Origin of the sequence: Rhizobium sp. 3T7, assembly GCF_020166565.1 — a bacterium.
In the GTDB taxonomy this organism is placed as follows: domain Bacteria; phylum Pseudomonadota; class Alphaproteobacteria; order Rhizobiales; family Rhizobiaceae; genus Rhizobium.
This window is the reverse complement of sequence record NZ_JAIQXS010000017.1, coordinates 89,424-103,806: the sequence shown is the minus strand read 5'-3', so window position 1 is coordinate 103,806 and position 14,383 is coordinate 89,424. Positions and strand designations below refer to the sequence as shown.

13 protein-coding genes and 4 pseudogenes are annotated in these 14,383 nt (G+C 57.9%); 9 read left to right on the top strand and 8 right to left on the bottom strand.

All coding sequences use genetic code 11. From position 1 onward, the window contains the following. Positions 1 to 4: 4 nt before the first annotated feature. Together K9B32_RS21540 and K9B32_RS21535 are read right to left on the bottom strand one after the other, a co-directional pair. A complete protein-coding gene (locus K9B32_RS21540; protein ID WP_224565821.1) occupies positions 5 to 1,003 on the bottom strand; it encodes a LacI family DNA-binding transcriptional regulator in 999 nt (332 codons plus the stop codon). Between the two features lie 102 nt (positions 1,004 to 1,105). Then, positions 1,106 to 1,312, bottom strand: coding sequence for a hypothetical protein (locus tag K9B32_RS21535; protein ID WP_263491042.1), 207 nt, complete (start codon positions 1,310 to 1,312; stop codon positions 1,106 to 1,108). A gap of 449 nt (positions 1,313 to 1,761) precedes the next feature. Between K9B32_RS21535 and K9B32_RS21530 the strand changes: the two genes are divergently transcribed. Both K9B32_RS21530 and K9B32_RS21525 read left to right on the top strand, forming a co-directional pair. After that, on the top strand, positions 1,762 to 2,730 hold the full coding sequence (locus tag K9B32_RS21530; RefSeq protein WP_224565816.1) for a hypothetical protein: 969 nt from the start codon (positions 1,762 to 1,764) through the stop codon (positions 2,728 to 2,730). 125 nt (positions 2,731 to 2,855) lie between these two features. Continuing rightward, positions 2,856 to 3,224: an IS5 family transposase gene (locus tag K9B32_RS21525; RefSeq protein WP_263491041.1), complete on the top strand. Its 369-nt coding sequence runs from the start codon at positions 2,856 to 2,858 to the stop codon at positions 3,222 to 3,224. A 100-nt stretch (positions 3,225 to 3,324) separates the two neighbouring features. On the opposite strand, the pseudogene K9B32_RS29165 reads toward K9B32_RS21525, so the two are convergent. Together K9B32_RS29165 and K9B32_RS21515 are read right to left on the bottom strand one after the other, a co-directional pair. Continuing rightward, positions 3,325 to 3,447: pseudogene (locus K9B32_RS29165) on the bottom strand (helix-turn-helix domain-containing protein); the annotation flags it as partial. Between the two features lie 75 nt (positions 3,448 to 3,522). Then, the gene (locus K9B32_RS21515) at positions 3,523 to 3,774 is read right to left on the bottom strand and encodes a transposase (protein WP_224565812.1); all 252 of its coding nucleotides are present in this window, start codon (positions 3,772 to 3,774) and stop codon (positions 3,523 to 3,525) included. 471 nt (positions 3,775 to 4,245) lie between these two features. Here K9B32_RS21515 and K9B32_RS21510 point away from each other — a divergent pair. The 5 genes and pseudogenes from K9B32_RS21510 to K9B32_RS21490 form a co-directional block, all read left to right on the top strand. Beyond that, positions 4,246 to 4,479: pseudogene (locus K9B32_RS21510) on the top strand (IS630 family transposase); the annotation flags it as partial. 472 nt (positions 4,480 to 4,951) lie between these two features. Beyond that, positions 4,952 to 5,410 (top strand): (2Fe-2S)-binding protein, encoded by a 459-nt coding sequence (locus K9B32_RS21505; RefSeq protein ID WP_224565810.1) that lies wholly within the window; start codon positions 4,952 to 4,954, stop codon positions 5,408 to 5,410. A gap of 5 nt (positions 5,411 to 5,415) precedes the next feature. Then, on the top strand, positions 5,416 to 7,569 hold the full coding sequence (locus tag K9B32_RS21500; RefSeq protein ID WP_224565809.1) for a xanthine dehydrogenase family protein molybdopterin-binding subunit: 2,154 nt from the start codon (positions 5,416 to 5,418) through the stop codon (positions 7,567 to 7,569). Positions 7,570 to 7,571: 2 nt separating this feature from the next. Then, on the top strand, positions 7,572 to 8,213 hold the full coding sequence (locus K9B32_RS21495) for an Isoquinoline 1-oxidoreductase subunit (protein ID WP_224565807.1): 642 nt from the start codon (positions 7,572 to 7,574) through the stop codon (positions 8,211 to 8,213). Between the two features lie 154 nt (positions 8,214 to 8,367). Then, positions 8,368 to 8,799: pseudogene (locus K9B32_RS21490) on the top strand (DUF983 domain-containing protein). Between the two features lie 170 nt (positions 8,800 to 8,969). Here the strand turns inward: K9B32_RS21490 and K9B32_RS21485 are convergent. The 3 genes and pseudogenes from K9B32_RS21485 to K9B32_RS21475 all read right to left on the bottom strand — a co-directional run. Then, positions 8,970 to 9,233: pseudogene (locus K9B32_RS21485) on the bottom strand (DUF736 domain-containing protein); the annotation flags it as partial. A 387-nt stretch (positions 9,234 to 9,620) separates the two neighbouring features. Next, complete coding sequence (locus K9B32_RS21480; RefSeq protein WP_224565805.1) at positions 9,621 to 10,676, bottom strand: Fic family protein; 1,056 nt, start codon at positions 10,674 to 10,676, stop codon at positions 9,621 to 9,623. 133 nt (positions 10,677 to 10,809) lie between these two features. After that, positions 10,810 to 11,118: a DUF736 domain-containing protein gene (locus tag K9B32_RS21475; RefSeq protein ID WP_224565803.1), complete on the bottom strand. Its 309-nt coding sequence runs from the start codon at positions 11,116 to 11,118 to the stop codon at positions 10,810 to 10,812. Positions 11,119 to 11,599: 481 nt separating this feature from the next. Here K9B32_RS21475 and K9B32_RS21470 point away from each other — a divergent pair, with 481 nt between their 5' ends. Further along, positions 11,600 to 11,785: a hypothetical protein gene (locus K9B32_RS21470; protein WP_224565801.1), complete on the top strand. Its 186-nt coding sequence runs from the start codon at positions 11,600 to 11,602 to the stop codon at positions 11,783 to 11,785. A gap of 180 nt (positions 11,786 to 11,965) precedes the next feature. Here the strand turns inward: K9B32_RS21470 and K9B32_RS21465 are convergent, their stop codons facing one another. Continuing rightward, complete coding sequence (locus tag K9B32_RS21465) at positions 11,966 to 12,493, bottom strand: YqhA family protein (RefSeq protein WP_224565799.1); 528 nt, start codon at positions 12,491 to 12,493, stop codon at positions 11,966 to 11,968. A 453-nt stretch (positions 12,494 to 12,946) separates the two neighbouring features. On the opposite strand from K9B32_RS21465, the gene K9B32_RS21460 reads away from it, so the two are divergent. Continuing rightward, a complete protein-coding gene (locus tag K9B32_RS21460) occupies positions 12,947 to 14,383 on the top strand; it encodes a basic amino acid/polyamine antiporter (protein WP_224565797.1) in 1,437 nt (478 codons plus the stop codon).

Below are 14,383 nucleotides of genomic sequence, written 5' to 3'. Positions count from 1 at the left end.
ATTTTCAGACGGAAGATCGAGAGATCAGCTGGAATGGAAGCCTTCGCGTGTGCGGTGGGACGACGTCCTCGCTCAGCAGCATCTCTGCCGCGAGCCGACCCATGGCGCGATGCGGCAGGGCCATTGTTGTCAGGGGCGGATCAAGCCTTGTGGCGATTTCGACCTGGTTGTCGAAACTGCCCACCGCGACATCGTCGGGAATGACCGCACCCACCCGGCGCAGCGCAGAGTACACCTCCATGGCAACGCGATCGTTGCCACAGAGAATGGCGTCAGGGGACTCGCTCGCGTTCATGAGGCCGGCGACATGAGTTCCGACCATACTGGGCGCGCGGTCACTGTAGATTGGACGGCGAACAGCAGGCACAACGCCGATCGGAACAATGCCTGCTTCATCGAGCGCCTTTCGAAAGCCGCGCTCGCGCAATTCCCCGGCGAGAAGGCCAGGAAGATTGATGAAGGCAATGCGGCGACGTCCGGCAGCGAGCAGGTGGCGAGTGATCTCGAAGGCAGCGCTCTCTTCGTCAGGCACCAGCGAGGTTACCCGACCGTTGGCTTCGCTGCAATTGATCATGATACCGACATTTCCGGCCAACTCTTCCGGCAGGGCGACGGTCTTGTGGTACATTGCCGCATAGGCGATGGCGCGAGGACGAAAGCGGCGCACCTCCTCCAGAACCGAGGCGACGTCACGAGTACCGTTGAGGTTCATCGCAAAGACGGCCATCTCCGCCGTCCGTGCGGCACCATCGAGGCCGCGGATGATCTCGGTCGCGAAGGGTGACGTGATAAGCTCATCGGCAACGACGCCGATCAGCGGCAACCAACCCTGTCGCACACCTCTGGCAGCGAGGTTGGTGACGTAGCCGAGTTCCTCGGCGATCTGCTTGACTCTCGAGCGCGTCTCTTCCGACATACGGGCGGATCCGCCATGCAGCGCGCCGGAGACCGTCTTGATCGAGACCCCCGCCCGTTCCGCTATGTCTGAAAGCGATGTCGCCAAGCCTCCCTCCCTTGGGTTATCGATTACCCAATAATCGGTCGGAAATGCGTTGTCAAGAACGGACGTTGTCTTGACCCAAGGAATAGCCAGGGTCCTATCGGATTATTCCGCAGCGCGGATCGCCGGTGCAGTTGGGGCGGAGTTTCCCAACCTGAACTTCTGCATCCTAGGGGATCCGCCTTTGCCGTCTTGCGAGGTCGACCAAGAGACAAGATGCAACTCCTCACCGGCGGCATTGGGCCTTGCAGCCTGCGGTCTGCGTACGGGGAGTTCCCGACCGACCGACTGCTCCAGACGCTGTATCCGCATGCCCACGGCCGATTGACTGCCGCCAACCATGGTGCGGCATTCGACGAGTTGCCGCTTTCAATGACGGTAACAAAGGTCTCAGCAGGTCGAGATCGAGTGGAGGGGAACAAAGCTGCGAAAAAAGGGTCTGGCTGAGACTGGCCCGTATTGGTCGCAGGCGAGCGTTTGGAAAGCCATCCGAAACGGAGACCGCGCTGTCCCCGTTGGCTGCAAGGCTAAATTTTTGCGATCGTTGCCCGAGTACCAACTGCCGCTTCGAGGGCGTGGTGGACTTACGAGATTTCCCGCAACCAATTGTGGAAGTGAAACGATGACGGGGCCGTAGCGTTTGTCACTGATCTCGTCGATCCCGAAACTTCGGATCGGTGCAGCAGCCAAGCCGAACTGTCGTGTGTACCGTAAATATAGTATAGTGACGATACTTTCTGCGGGAGTCCGGGGTGTTCATCATGTCTGATCGAGCCAAGCGCCTTAGAACCCTGAACTTCTGCTTACTATTCCTGGCGATCTCCGTTTCCCTATTCGCGATTGGGGTCGCAGTTAGGGTGTCGAGAGACTGGAAGACTAATCCGCTGAAGGACATCGATGATGGACACTTCAGTCTATTGGTTGACGACCGAGGGAAAGTCCTGATCAACTATAGTTGCGAAGGGGAGTACTCGCAGATTCAATATGACGTTGCTACGCGGCAGTACAACGTCAGCCCAATCTCGAATGCCTTTGCCTCGACGATGATCACATGGTTTTCAGAGCGTGATAAAGAAATCTATGGCCTGTCCGCTGGCGCTCCGGTAGCGATAACGGCCGGGGAAGTGCTCTTTTCGTGGAGGGTATTCCAGAGTGATCGATTGGAAGGGATACGGTTCATCCGGTCAATCGCGACGAACAAGACCTTTTGGTATGGCGTGGCCACGGTCGGTGGATACTTTGCTGGCGACTATGTCGGCGGTCTTATAAATGTTGGCTGCTACAAGCCAGGTGATCTGGCTTGGCTCCAGGGGCTTGATTGGAACGTGATCACACAGGGCCTATACACGTATACGATGTTGAAGCTGGGGCGCTGCATGCAAGATCATAAGTTTTATGTGCAGGCGAATATTCCGAGGGAGTACTTGCTAGATGCTGGCATAATCCAGGATAAAATCATGTCACAGACCCTTCCGATATATCGGAGGTTGCATTTGCCGGTGATGGCTTCCCAAAGTGTAAAGCTTCAAGTCGGCTACCAAGCGCAGCCTCCGAAGCTAGAAGAGATACGCAATGCTGATAGTTTGCTCCGCGAATGTTCGAGCGTGGACCAATTTTCTACCTTTTCGGAGCAGCGGCTAGCAGAGGCCGTTTCGGTGATAAAGAAAAATCGTACAGGACCTTGGGATATGACCAATCCGTTTCTCTTCAACACCTCAAAAGTGAGGTGACCAAGTATGACGGTAAGTTGGCCGAGTGAAACGTGATCTAGGCTCTGTTGACAAAGTGGATTCCCAAATCGGCTGAAGCGTGATTCAAGACTGCTTTTTAGGAGGCAGTATTGGCGCGAGGCGATTTGAGCAACGACGAATGGCGTGTAGCCGAGCCGTTCCTACCCAGAGAACGGGGACGCAAGTCGCGGCCCGCTCACGATAATCGTCGCTTTTTTAACGGGATGCTGCACGTTCTGCGCGTTGGCTGCCCGTGGCGCGACATGCACGAACGCTACGGCAAATGGAACTCTGTCTATGTCCGTTTCCGTCGATGGGCTGAGCAAGGCGTCTGGGACGCGCTCTTGGAAAGGCTCGTCGAACTGGGTCTTGCCGACGATTGGCAGCACATGATCGACAGCACGACCGTTCGGGGTCATTCGCAGGCTGCGGGCGCAAAAGGGGGACTGATAAGGAGGCTTTTGGTCGATCACGCGACGGCTTGCCCTCATTAGCTGTCAGAAACCGCTCGATCTCGGCCTTCCACGCCCCGATCCTTGGTAGCGGTTGCCGTTCTCGCTCATAGGTAAAATCGGTCTCGTTGGAGCGCAGTATCTTGCGAACCGTGTTGCGCGACATATGGAGCTCCCGGACGATCTTCTTCACCGACCAGCCCTGCACATGGAAGGCCCGTCGAACACGCGCAATCGTATCCACTCGCTTCAACTCCCGCTCCATCCGCCGCTAAATGCCGGATGGTCAGATGAAAGCTGAGGGGGGCAAAATTGGACCCCGATTACTCCGCCAAGGGGGTCAAAATTGCACGCCGAAACACACCCGGAAGCCATGGAATGTGCCGAGCGCCCATCGTTTCAGGTTGGCGAATACGATGTGAATCCATTTGAAGCTGATGTGCGCGGGTATCGGCGTGCGTGAGAGGTTCACCTGGGGGATCCTTCGATCCGGCGCAGCCCGATATGTGGAGTCCTCGTCTGTTCGCAGGTGCGATCCCGGTGTGTTCCCCACCACGAAGGGGATGAGGCTCGCGGACGGTCGGCAATGCATGCCAGCCTAATGCGGCCGACCACGAATCTTCCGCCTCTTTCGACCGCTCCAGCGATCCAGATCTGGTGTTATGTTCTCATCTGCGTCAACATGGCTGATGTTGTATGCAGCAGTTTTGAGCTAGTGCTCCCTCACGATCGAGTGTTCAAGTAATAGCCTGGAAATATCCGAAATGTGGGATTGGTTCCCTATAGTCTTCTTTCCGCTCAAGCTTCTCGTGTTAGGCACGGGCATGTTCTTCGCCATCAAGTGGCATCACGATCAAGCGAAGAAGAAATAACGAAACCAGCGGACCGTAAGCGCCCGCCGATTAGAGAAGCGCCGTCCATTTAGTCCGCTTAGGGCCCGCAAGCTGCCCAACCGCCCCCATCATCCATTAGAGCGGTTCATTGCTTGTCAGAATCGCCTCCAGATTCCCAAATCAGTTGAAATATGATTCAAGATGGATACTGGGATTGGAGGCCAGCATCCATGACGCGACCGTATTCCAATGATCTTCGAGAGCGTGTTGTCGCTGCAGTTGAGACCGTTCAGAGCTGCCGTGTTGTCGCCGAACGGTTCGATATGACGGTTTCCTCTGTCGTGAAGTGGTCGCAACGCTATCGTGCCGCGGGCAGCGTAATCCCCGGCAAGATGGGCGGCCATCGCCGGCGTGTCCTGGAGCCGCACCGCGCCTTCATCATCGAGCAGACGTCGCACCTGACCGCCGATAGCGGAAGGGGCCTTGGCCGGAAAGCGCCAGATGCGGTCATGGACTGAAGAGCGGCAGTTCATGGCACCAGCCTGACGTCCAATCTTACACTGCCAACAGCACGGCTGAATCTGGCGAGCAAATCATGCATGATACCGAGATCACGACCTTCGAAAAGGTAAAGGCTTGATTGATCGCGTACCTCGGCTTTGGGCCGCCCGTCATTGCCAAATGGCGGAGTATCTCGATCTCGACGGACTTCGAAACGGCGGTAACGAAGTCGGCGTGACGAACAAGGGGGCCGGCTGTTGGCAGAAAGCTTCTGGCGCTTCCTTCCTAAGCGGAGCGAGATTGGTTTACCCTCTTGTCGTTCAGGCAGAACGCGCCAGATTTCACAATGCTTCGAGGGCAGGCGGCTAATCTTGCTGGCAACCTGCTTGCAATTTGCGTTTACAATAGGGGGACGGCTCCAGCCGATAGTTCGCGATGTCTTTCGATCTTTCAGTCAATGGTAAGAACTACGCTGTCGACGTCGATGGCGACATTCCGCTTTTGTGGGTCCTACGGGATACGATCGGACTCACCGGTACGAAATTCGGCTGCGGCATTGCGATGTGTGGCGCGTGCACCGTCCATGTCGACGGAGTTCCGGTCAGGTCGTGCGTGATGCCCGTTGCCGATGCGGCGGCCAAGCCGATCACTACGATCGAGGCGATCGGGGAAACCGAGGCAGGCGCGCGGATACAGAAGGCTTGGCTCGATATCGATGTCGTTCAATGCGGTTATTGTCAGTCGGGCCAGATCATGTCGGCAACTGCCTTGCTTGCCGCAAACTCCACGCCGACGGACAAAGACATTGACGCCGTAATGGCCGGAAACATCTGTCGATGCGGAACTTATCCTCGCATCAGGGCTGCCATCAAACAGGCTGCGGAGACGAGGTAGCTGTCATGTCGCTCCACGACAAAATCAACCTCACAATCTCGCGCCGGCAATTTCTCATCGGGGCCTCGCTGACGGCCTCGGGACTTCTCATCGGTCTTCAACCAGAAAAGTCCTCCGCCGCGGTCGCGGCGTTGGAGCCGAGCCCGTTCATCCGCATCCCCGCCAAGGGCAAGATCGTTTTCATCATGCCTTCCGTGGAGATGGGGCAAGGTATCTACACGGCGGTAGCCATGCTCCTTGCGGAGGAGTTGGAAGTCCCGCTTGAAGAAGTGGTTCTCGAGCATGCGCCTGCAGATCCGACCCGATATGCAAATCCACTTCTTGGCGATCAAATTACCGGGGGGTCGGTAGCCATCCGTGCCGTCTACGAGCAAATGCGCAAGGCAGGTGCCGCCACGCGGATTGTGCTGGTGAATGCTGCTGCGCGCGGTTGGGGCGTCCAGCCCGGGAGCTGCAAAGCCGAAGCCGCGCATGTTGTCCACGCGGAAAGCGGCCGTCGCGCTGCCTATGGAAGCCTCATTGAGGCGGCCGCCTCGGAGGCCGTGCCACAGGAAGTGCCGCTCAAAGCGGCCTCAAGCTTCGCCGTGATAGGCAGGTCCATCCGGCGTCTCGACAGTCCGGAAAAGGTTAACGGGACCGCCAAGTTCGGGATCGACGCGCGCCCGGAAGGCGTCTCGTATGCGGCGATTGCGATCTGTCCCCATTTCGGCGGCAAGCTCGGTTCGGTCGATGACGAGCCTGCTACGAAGGTCAAAGGCGTCAAGCAGGTGGTCCGAACCGAGGATGCCGTTGCAGTCGTCGCCGACAATACGGGCGCTGCGCGCAAGGGGCTGGCAGCCCTCTCCATCGAGTGGAACGCCGGCCCACACGGTGACCTCTCATCGGCGGAGCTTGAAAGGCGTGCCGAAGATGCGATTGGCGGCGAAGCCCTGGCGCACATCGATGAGGGGGACGTCGCCAAGGCCGAGGCAGAGCACGGGCCCGTACATCAATTCGTGTATCGCATGCCGATCCTTACCCATACGGCGATGGAGCCGATGAACTGTACCCTCCACGTTCGTAACGATGGATGCGACGTTTGGGTAGGCACCCAAGTGATGGGACGGGCACGCCAGGCCGTTGCAGATGTGACCGGGCTCCCGGTCGAGAAGGTGGTCGTTCATAACCATCTGCTCGGCGGGGGCTTCGGCCGAAGGCTGGACGTCGATGGCGTCATACTGGCGGCGAAGATCGCAAAACAGGTTGACGGCCCGGTCAAGGTGACGTGGAGCCGGGAGGAGGACATCCGCCACGACTGCTATCGCTATCTCAACTACAGCAAGGTCACCGCGACGCTCGGGCGGGATGGCATGCCCGTTTCCTGGCGTCATCGCGTCATCGGCCCTTCGGTCATGGCACGCTGGCTGCCGGCGTTCACCCGCGATGGGATAGACCTCGACATTATGGGGGGTGCGGAATCGCCTTACGATATCGCGAACAAATACACCGACTTCGTACGTCACGAAGCACCGGACGGGATGCTGACGGGCAACTGGCGTGGCGTCGGCGCGACCCGCAACATTCCGCCAGTTGAAGGCAGCATCGACGAACTCGCTCACATCGCCGGGATCGATCCGCTGGAATACCGGAGGCGGCTGCTGCAGCAGAAGCCGCGGCTACTCGGGGCCCTGAACCTTGCGGCGGAGAAAGCCAACTGGGCTGCCGCGCTTCCAAAAGGAAAGGGAAGGGGAATTGCACTTTCTGAGGACTTCGGCAGCTTCGCGGCCATGATCTCGCAGGTGAGCATAGACGACAATGGAAGGTTTACCACCGACCGTATCATCTGCGCTGTCGACTGCGGCCAGGTCATCAATCCCGACACCATAGAGGCTCAAATCCAGAGCGGCATTATTTATGGCTTGAGCGCGGCACTTTATGGCCGCATCACCGTACAAAACAGCGCTGTCGTTGAGAGCAACTTCGACGACTCGCCGGTCCTGCGTATGCATGAGACGCCGTCGATCGAGGTCTACATCGTTCCAAGTTCGGAAGCTCCGGGAGGTATCGGGGAAGTCGGCACACCCGGCGTTGCGCCATCGTTGCTCAACGCGATCTTCGTGGCGACCGGCGAGAGATTGCGCACTCTGCCCATCGACCAGTCCAAGTTGCGGAGGGTGTGATTATGACGAAGAGAACAATCGCCGTCCTCGTGACGGCGGCCATGACGTCCATAGCGATCGTTGCTGGCCTGGGCCCGTTTCAGACCAATGCTGAAAACTCCCAACAGAACGGCTTGAAGGCCATTTCCGACTTCAATTCGATCGAAGACAAAGCTGCTCGCTCAAAAGCAATCTTCGAAGAGGCGAGCCGTGTCCTGACGCATCCCCGGTGCATCAACTGTCACCCGGCGACGCGCCGCCCAACGCAGGGCGATGACATGCATCCGCACGTCCCGCTGATGATTGCAGCCGATAGTTCGCTGGGGCCTGCGGGTCTCGTGTGTAGTACCTGTCACGGTCCGGAGAACCGGAGTGTCGTCGGAAGCCGCCTCAAGTCGATACCTGGCAATGCCCACTGGTCTCTCGCGCCTGCGAGCATGGCCTGGCAGGGGCTCACCGTCGGCGAAATATGTCAGCAGGTCAAGGACCCAGGACGCAACGGCAATCGTTCACATGCTGACCTGGTCCGTCACATGGGGACCGATCATCTCGTTGGCTGGGCGTGGCATCCGGGAAGCGGCCGTGCTCCGCCCCCAGGGTCCCAGCAGGAATTTGCGGCGTTGATCTCGGCATGGATCGATCTGGGGGCCGAATGCCCGGGTTAAACTGGACGATTGTTCCCCTCCGTGCCGACCCGCTTTCCACGCGTGGCATGTCAACCGTCGGCGTGCCTGGGTGGCACGAGGATAATGACGGGAACGCAACCCGCCCATGACGAGTTCGAATAAGCGCTGCCACCCGGTGGTGAATGGCGAAGCGATGACCAATGACTACAACGAGACCACCAATCCAGCACTCACGGGAATCAAGGGGCGCTGCCCGCGGTGTCAACGCGGACACTTGTTTAACGGGCTCCTATCATTGGCTCCATCTTGTGAGTATGTGGTTTGGATTACGCGTTTGCCGACCCTGCGGATGGCCCCGCGTTTTTCGCCATGAGCATCGTCGCAGCCCCGGCGCTCGCATTTGCTCTGTGGCTCCAACTGACCTTTACCCCCCCGGCTTTGGGTACATCTCGTTTCAACTTTGCCTTTGACCGTAGTGGCATGTGTCGTGCTGTTGCGGCCCTTGAAAGGATGGCTGGTGTGCTTCCAGTACGTCCATAAAGCTGAACAGGGCCGCATTGATCGGGACTGGCGAGGTCGAAAAGGAAGACCACCACGTCCTCGCCTGCGGCTAGGTCCAGCCTGATCCAGCATAACGGGGGGAACATCTTGCGGGCGTTATTTCGACCGGCTGATCTCAGTAAAACGACTTGCGACGCGCAACAAACGCGCGGAGGAGGGGAAGGAAGAAGGCCTTACTGAACCGTCCAAGTGGTGGTTGGGACTGAAGGCAGAAGCAGCGGCCGACGACATCGCTGTCGCGTAGATCGGAGCGGAGAAGCTCGGGTCATCGAGCTTGACTGAGAGGTAGTCGCGGTTGCTCTCGCTGGAGTGCTTCTGCCAGGCCGCACCAAACTCGACATTATGTGGAGCTCCACATAATGTCGATTATGCAGAGAGCGGGCCCTTGTCGGAGGGGTTTTCGATGCGGGCTATGCGAGCCTTCACGTTAAGGGCAAGCGTGCGGATCGAGCCGTCGAAGCCGTTTTCGCTGGTGGTGAAGATGCCGATGGTTGCCATTGTCGTTTTCCTTTTCGCAGTTTCGGGCCGCACCATTGCGGCCTCGATGGCTGTCGCAAGGACCGGTGACGATTGGACCGCACCCCCGGGATCCACGTTGCGCTCGCGCAATGGGGCGGGTCATAGGGCCGTAATGAAATGGAGGGCGGCCGGGAGGAACTTTGTTGCCGCGCGAGGAATGGCGGCGGAGCCGTCAGGGGAAGAAAGTTTCGGATGGCCGTTGCGGGAAGGCGATCGAGGCGGAGCCGTTTCTCTGGTCAGACATGCCTCATCGAGCCCGCGAATGGAGCGCCGCTAACGTCCGGCTAAGGGATGTGACAATGGCGGCCGCGCGCAGTTGGGGCATAGCTCCGATCTCGGCGCATCGGCGGACCGATCACTCCGGCTTTAGCTCAGGCCGTACCAGGTCCCACGACCCGCTCCATGAAGGGTCAGATGTCCCTGCTCTGTCAACGCCCGAAGATGATCCTTGACGGTGTTGCGGCTTGCGCCTGTGGCCTTGGCCGCGTCCATCACCGTAACGCGCCCGCGCTCACGCGCCAGTTCGAGGATCGAGACGGACAGCTCTGGCAGGTCGCCCAGCAGGATGCGTTCACGCTCGATCTTGCGCTCGAGCCGCTGCTTCTGGCGCTGCAGGCTCCGGAGGAAAAACTCGACCCACGGATTCCAGTCCTGTTGATCTGTCCTGATCGTGCCCTGCGTTCGACGAAGCGCAAGGTAATAGGCTTCCTTGTTCTGCTCGACAACGCTTTCGAGAGAGCTGTAGGGCACGTAAGTATAGCCCGCCCGAAGGAGCAGCAAAGTGGTCAAGGCTCGCGACAGGCGGCCATTGCCGTCCTGGAATGGATGGATTTCCAGAAAGACCACGACGAAGACAGCGACGATGAGCAGAGGGTGAAACGTCCCATCCTTCTCCTGGGCCTGTTGCCAGGACACCAATTCCGACATCCGGCCCGGCGTATCGAAGGGGGATGCTGTCGCGAAGACGACGCCCAGGCTTCGCCCATCTTCGTCGAAGGCTTCGACGTTGTTGGCAAGGGTTTTCCAGTTTCCCCTATGTCGCTCATCCTTGGTCGAGTGTGCGAGTAGATCACGATGGAGTTGGCGGATGTGATTTTCGTCAAGCGGGATCGCGTCGAAGGCAGAGAAGATCGTTTCCATCACCTCGGCATAGCCTGCGACCTCCTGTTCGTCTCGGCTGGTGAATGAGCCGATACGCAGGTTCGAGAGCAGCCTCTCGACTTCGCGGTCGCTCAGTTTTGCGCCCTCGATACGGGTAGACGATCCGATGCTTTCGATCGTCGCCACCCGCCGCAAGCTGGAGAGCCGGTCTGGCGCAATCCGGCCAAGCGCTCGCCACGCACCTTTGAATTCGTCGATCTCGGCGATCAACGACAGGATCTCAGGCGTGATGTGCAATTTCGTGAGGTCAAGGATCGTCATCCATTATCCCATCCGTTTCCATCCGAATGGGATATGACATACCGGGCTCCATTTTTCCATCCATTTTCATCCAATAAGGAACAATAGCGGAAAAAGGCAGAGGCCCCGCCCGATGGGTGGAGCCTCGAGGAGCTCAGTCGCGGTTGGGCCGCGACCAGATCAGCTGCAGGCCGTCTTCGCCTTCGACTTCGGCCAGCGTGGCGTAGATCGGAGCGGGGAAGCTCGGGTCGTCCAGCTTGACCGAGAGATAGTCGCGGCCCTGTTCGGAGGTCTTCTGCCAGGCGGCGCCGAGCTCGACATTGCCGGCGTAGATGCGGAAGTGCGGACCCTTGTCGGAGGGGTTTTCGATGCGGGCTATGCGAGCCTTGACGTTAAGGGCAAGCGTGCGGATCGAGCCGTCGAAGCCGTTTTCGCTGGTGGTGAAGATGCCGATGGTTGCCATTGTCGTTTTCCTTTTCGCAGTTTCGGGCCGCACCATTGCGGCCTCGATGGCTGTCGCAAGGACCGGAGACGATTGGACCGCACCCCCGGGGTCCACGTTGCGCTCGCGCAATGGGGTGGGTCATAGGGCCGTAATGAAATGGAGGGCGGAAAGTCGCAGATTTGTTAGTTGGAGAGGAATGGATGCGCAGCGCCAGGGGTAAGAAATCTGGGGCTGGCCGTTGCGAGACGACGATCGAGGCGTAGCCGGTGTCCGGTCAGACATGCCTCATCGAGAACGCAGAGGGAGCGCCAGCATAGAGGGAAAGGAGCGCAAAATGGCGATCGCGAACGGATGACCACATTCGAAAAACGGATCAGCGGTGAAGCGGCTTGCGACCGGCAGCACCCTAGGTGCTCTCCCTTTTGCATTCTCGGCCCGATTACATGTGCCATTGCAGAGGCTATCGTGGCGCCGCGATTCGTCGCTCGGAGGAGGATCCATGCGCAAACAGACAAAGCCGTTCACCGTCGAAATCAAGCCGTCCCCGAAAGCCAAGGTCTGGCAACCAGAAACCATCGATCTGGGGAACGCTGGATCTGAGAGCAACAGAAGAACTCCAGGTCACAACGATGCCGGACGAGGCGCCAACCGCCGTCGAGGACAGTGGCTGGTCTTGATCAATTGATTGGACGATCAAGCCGCCCGCAGGGCTTGCTCCTGCGATGAAAGCTCACAGCAATTGGCTCTGATGGCGCGTGCTCGATACGGATATGTTTAGGCCGACGAGGCGTGACGGCGAACCCGCCGTCCGTTTTCGCCAACAGTTCGTCATCCCGGTGCGACAAGGAATGCCTGAAAGGCGACTTTAAGAGCGCGATGTGACATCGCCGCTCTCAGCATCTGTCTTAACCGCAGCGGGACGCGGGTGCGACGAAACGGTTGCGATTATTTTCATTGCCGCGGCCAATAAGACAATAGCGACAGGCAAGACCAGCGCGTTCCATTGCGGCATGGTATCGGCAGTCTCCGCAACCAACGTCACGAAGTGGACGACGAGATAGAGAATAATCATCTGAAAGAAAAGATTCTTAAGCTCGGCGATGCCTTCAATTACCATCCATTCCGGCAATTTCTTTCGCCAGGGCGAAGACGGGTCAATGACAAATCCTACGGTGATCGCGCAGCCGAAAATTACCAGCACGATACCGAACAACAGCTTGTCTGTGCCCTGCAGGACCGCAGTAACGACGGCTTGGTCTGGATCAGTTCGAATGTAGGCGAACGCGTCCCAGATTGTGAGAAGGCCTTCCCAGAACATCAGGAAAGACGCGGCGATGACACCGACAGATGCCAGCGCCATCACGTAACGCAAACTCAATAGCACGGCGATCATGTCGTCTCGTCCCCGGAAAGCGGCTTACTCGCAGGTCAGTTTCGGAAAACGAAATCACTATTGGCTGTTAGCATTCAGTACCATTAACCAGGCATCCCTGTCCATTCCGCGTCGAGTGGTGCCTCGTTCAGAAAAAACACGGCCGCGGCCCGTTGGGGCGGTAGCGGAGCCAAGGCCAACCGGCTGCGACTGCTTGGAATACATGGTGCGGCGACACCTGATCTCGGGATTGTCAAGGAACTGTCCGACAAGGCATTTGATTTTTTTAAGGACCGCGCAATATGCATACACGCAGAAATAGATCCTCAGGGCCCGGTTCGGCGACTGATGGATAAATTGGCTTTGCGAACAGCACCAGGTGCGCAGTGGTCCCTCTGGTTGGCGCAACCGGAGCCGGCGCGGCCAGTTGCCAGTTGAAGGCGTTTTGCCCCTTGTGTTCTCATTGGAGCAAGCATGTCCAGTTCTTCTCATGAGACCAAGTTTTCCGCCTGGACACTGATGGGGATCGTGGTTGGTTCCATGGTCGGCGCGGGAATTTTCTCCCTGCCTCAAGCCTTCGGCAGAGCGACCGGACCGCTGGGTGCGATGATTGCCTGGACAATTGCCGGTGTCGGGATGCTGATGGTCGCTTTCGTGTTCCAAACTCTTTCAGAGCGGCGACCTGACCTTGACGCGGGTATATATGCTTACGCCAAGGAGGGATTTGGCAACTACGCCGGCTTCTTGTCGGCGCTCGGTTACTGGAGTGCTGCTCTTTTAGGGAACGTATCGTATTTTGTTCTCATAAAATCGACCCTCGGGTTGTTCTTTCCAATTTTCGGAGATGGAAATACGGTCATTGCAGTAGCGACCTCTTCATGCCTGCTGTGGGGAATGCACTGGCTCATTCTTCAAGGCATCCGCCAAGCTGCCGCTTTAAACGCTGTCGTAACAGCCGCAAAGCTCATTCCAATCATGGTTTTCATCGTCCTGGTGTTTCTCGCCTTCAAATGGGAGGCCTTCAGCAGCGGATTCTGGGGAAGTGGTGATCGCACCTTTACTGCAATCGCTGAACAAGTGCGCAGCACCATGCTGGTCACAGTATTCGTCTTCGTCGGCATCGAGGGTGCAAGCGTTTATTCGCGATATGCCAAGAGCAGGTCAGACGTCGGGATCGCCACGGTAGGAGGATTTCTGCTTGTCTTGGGCTTGATGCTAGCCGTCACATTGCTGTCGTACGGCATATTATCGCCCGCTGAGCTTGGCCAGCTTCGCAATCCCTCCATGGCGGGTGTCCTTGCCGCGGCAGTGGGCCCGTGGGGCGCCGTGTTCGTCAGCCTGGGGTTGATCATCTCTGTCGCTGGCGCATATCTCGCCTGGGTTCTGCTCGCCGCAGAGATTTTATACTCCGCGTCAAAATACGAGACGATGCCTCGTTTTCTATCAAGAGAAAACAGTCGGGGCGTGCCTGCCAATGCACTTTGGCTAACAAATATCCTGGTTCAGCTATTTCTTATCGTTACGCTTTTTACGCAATACGCCTTCACATTGGCGGTAGCGATGACGAGTTCAATGATATTGATCCCGTATTTTTTTGTTGCAGCCTATGGCGTCAAACTCAGTTGGAGTCAGATGCCTTTCAAAGAAATAGGACGAAGCCCCAGTCGAACAGAATTTATGCAATCGTTGCTGGCACTGATCTACACGAGTGGTCTGATATACGCAGCTGGCGCGAAGCATCTGCTTCTCACCGCTCTTCTCTATTGTCCCGGTACGGTTCTTTTTGCCTTGGCGAGAAGGGAGCAACGCAAGGGAGTCTTTAACCACTGGGAAAAGGCCGCTTTCGCCCTGCTATTTCTAAGTGCAGCCGCGGCTATATTCGAAATTGCAAACGGCGGGATTAGCATATAG

What these genes read in the sequence shown, in the direction of transcription:
- K9B32_RS21460 (WP_224565797.1), top strand. Translation starts at nt 12,947, where the DNA reads ATGTCCAGTTCTTCTCATGAGACCAAGTTTTCCGCCTGGACACTGATG.
- K9B32_RS21495 (WP_224565807.1), top strand. Translation starts at nt 7,572, where the DNA reads ATGACGAAGAGAACAATCGCCGTCCTCGTGACGGCGGCCATGACGTCC.
- K9B32_RS21480 (WP_224565805.1), bottom strand. Translation starts at nt 10,676, where the DNA reads ATGACGATCCTTGACCTCACGAAATTGCACATCACGCCTGAGATCCTG.
- K9B32_RS21505 (WP_224565810.1), top strand. Translation starts at nt 4,952, where the DNA reads ATGTCTTTCGATCTTTCAGTCAATGGTAAGAACTACGCTGTCGACGTC.
- K9B32_RS21500 (WP_224565809.1), top strand. Translation starts at nt 5,416, where the DNA reads ATGTCGCTCCACGACAAAATCAACCTCACAATCTCGCGCCGGCAATTT.
- K9B32_RS21535 (WP_263491042.1), bottom strand. Translation starts at nt 1,312, where the DNA reads ATGCGGATACAGCGTCTGGAGCAGTCGGTCGGTCGGGAACTCCCCGTA.
- K9B32_RS21515 (WP_224565812.1), bottom strand. Translation starts at nt 3,774, where the DNA reads ATGCATTGCCGACCGTCCGCGAGCCTCATCCCCTTCGTGGTGGGGAAC.
- K9B32_RS21530 (WP_224565816.1), top strand. Translation starts at nt 1,762, where the DNA reads ATGTCTGATCGAGCCAAGCGCCTTAGAACCCTGAACTTCTGCTTACTA.
- K9B32_RS21465 (WP_224565799.1), bottom strand. Translation starts at nt 12,493, where the DNA reads ATGATCGCCGTGCTATTGAGTTTGCGTTACGTGATGGCGCTGGCATCT.
- K9B32_RS21475 (WP_224565803.1), bottom strand. Translation starts at nt 11,118, where the DNA reads ATGGCAACCATCGGCATCTTCACCACCAGCGAAAACGGCTTCGACGGC.
- K9B32_RS21470 (WP_224565801.1), top strand. Translation starts at nt 11,600, where the DNA reads ATGCGCAAACAGACAAAGCCGTTCACCGTCGAAATCAAGCCGTCCCCG.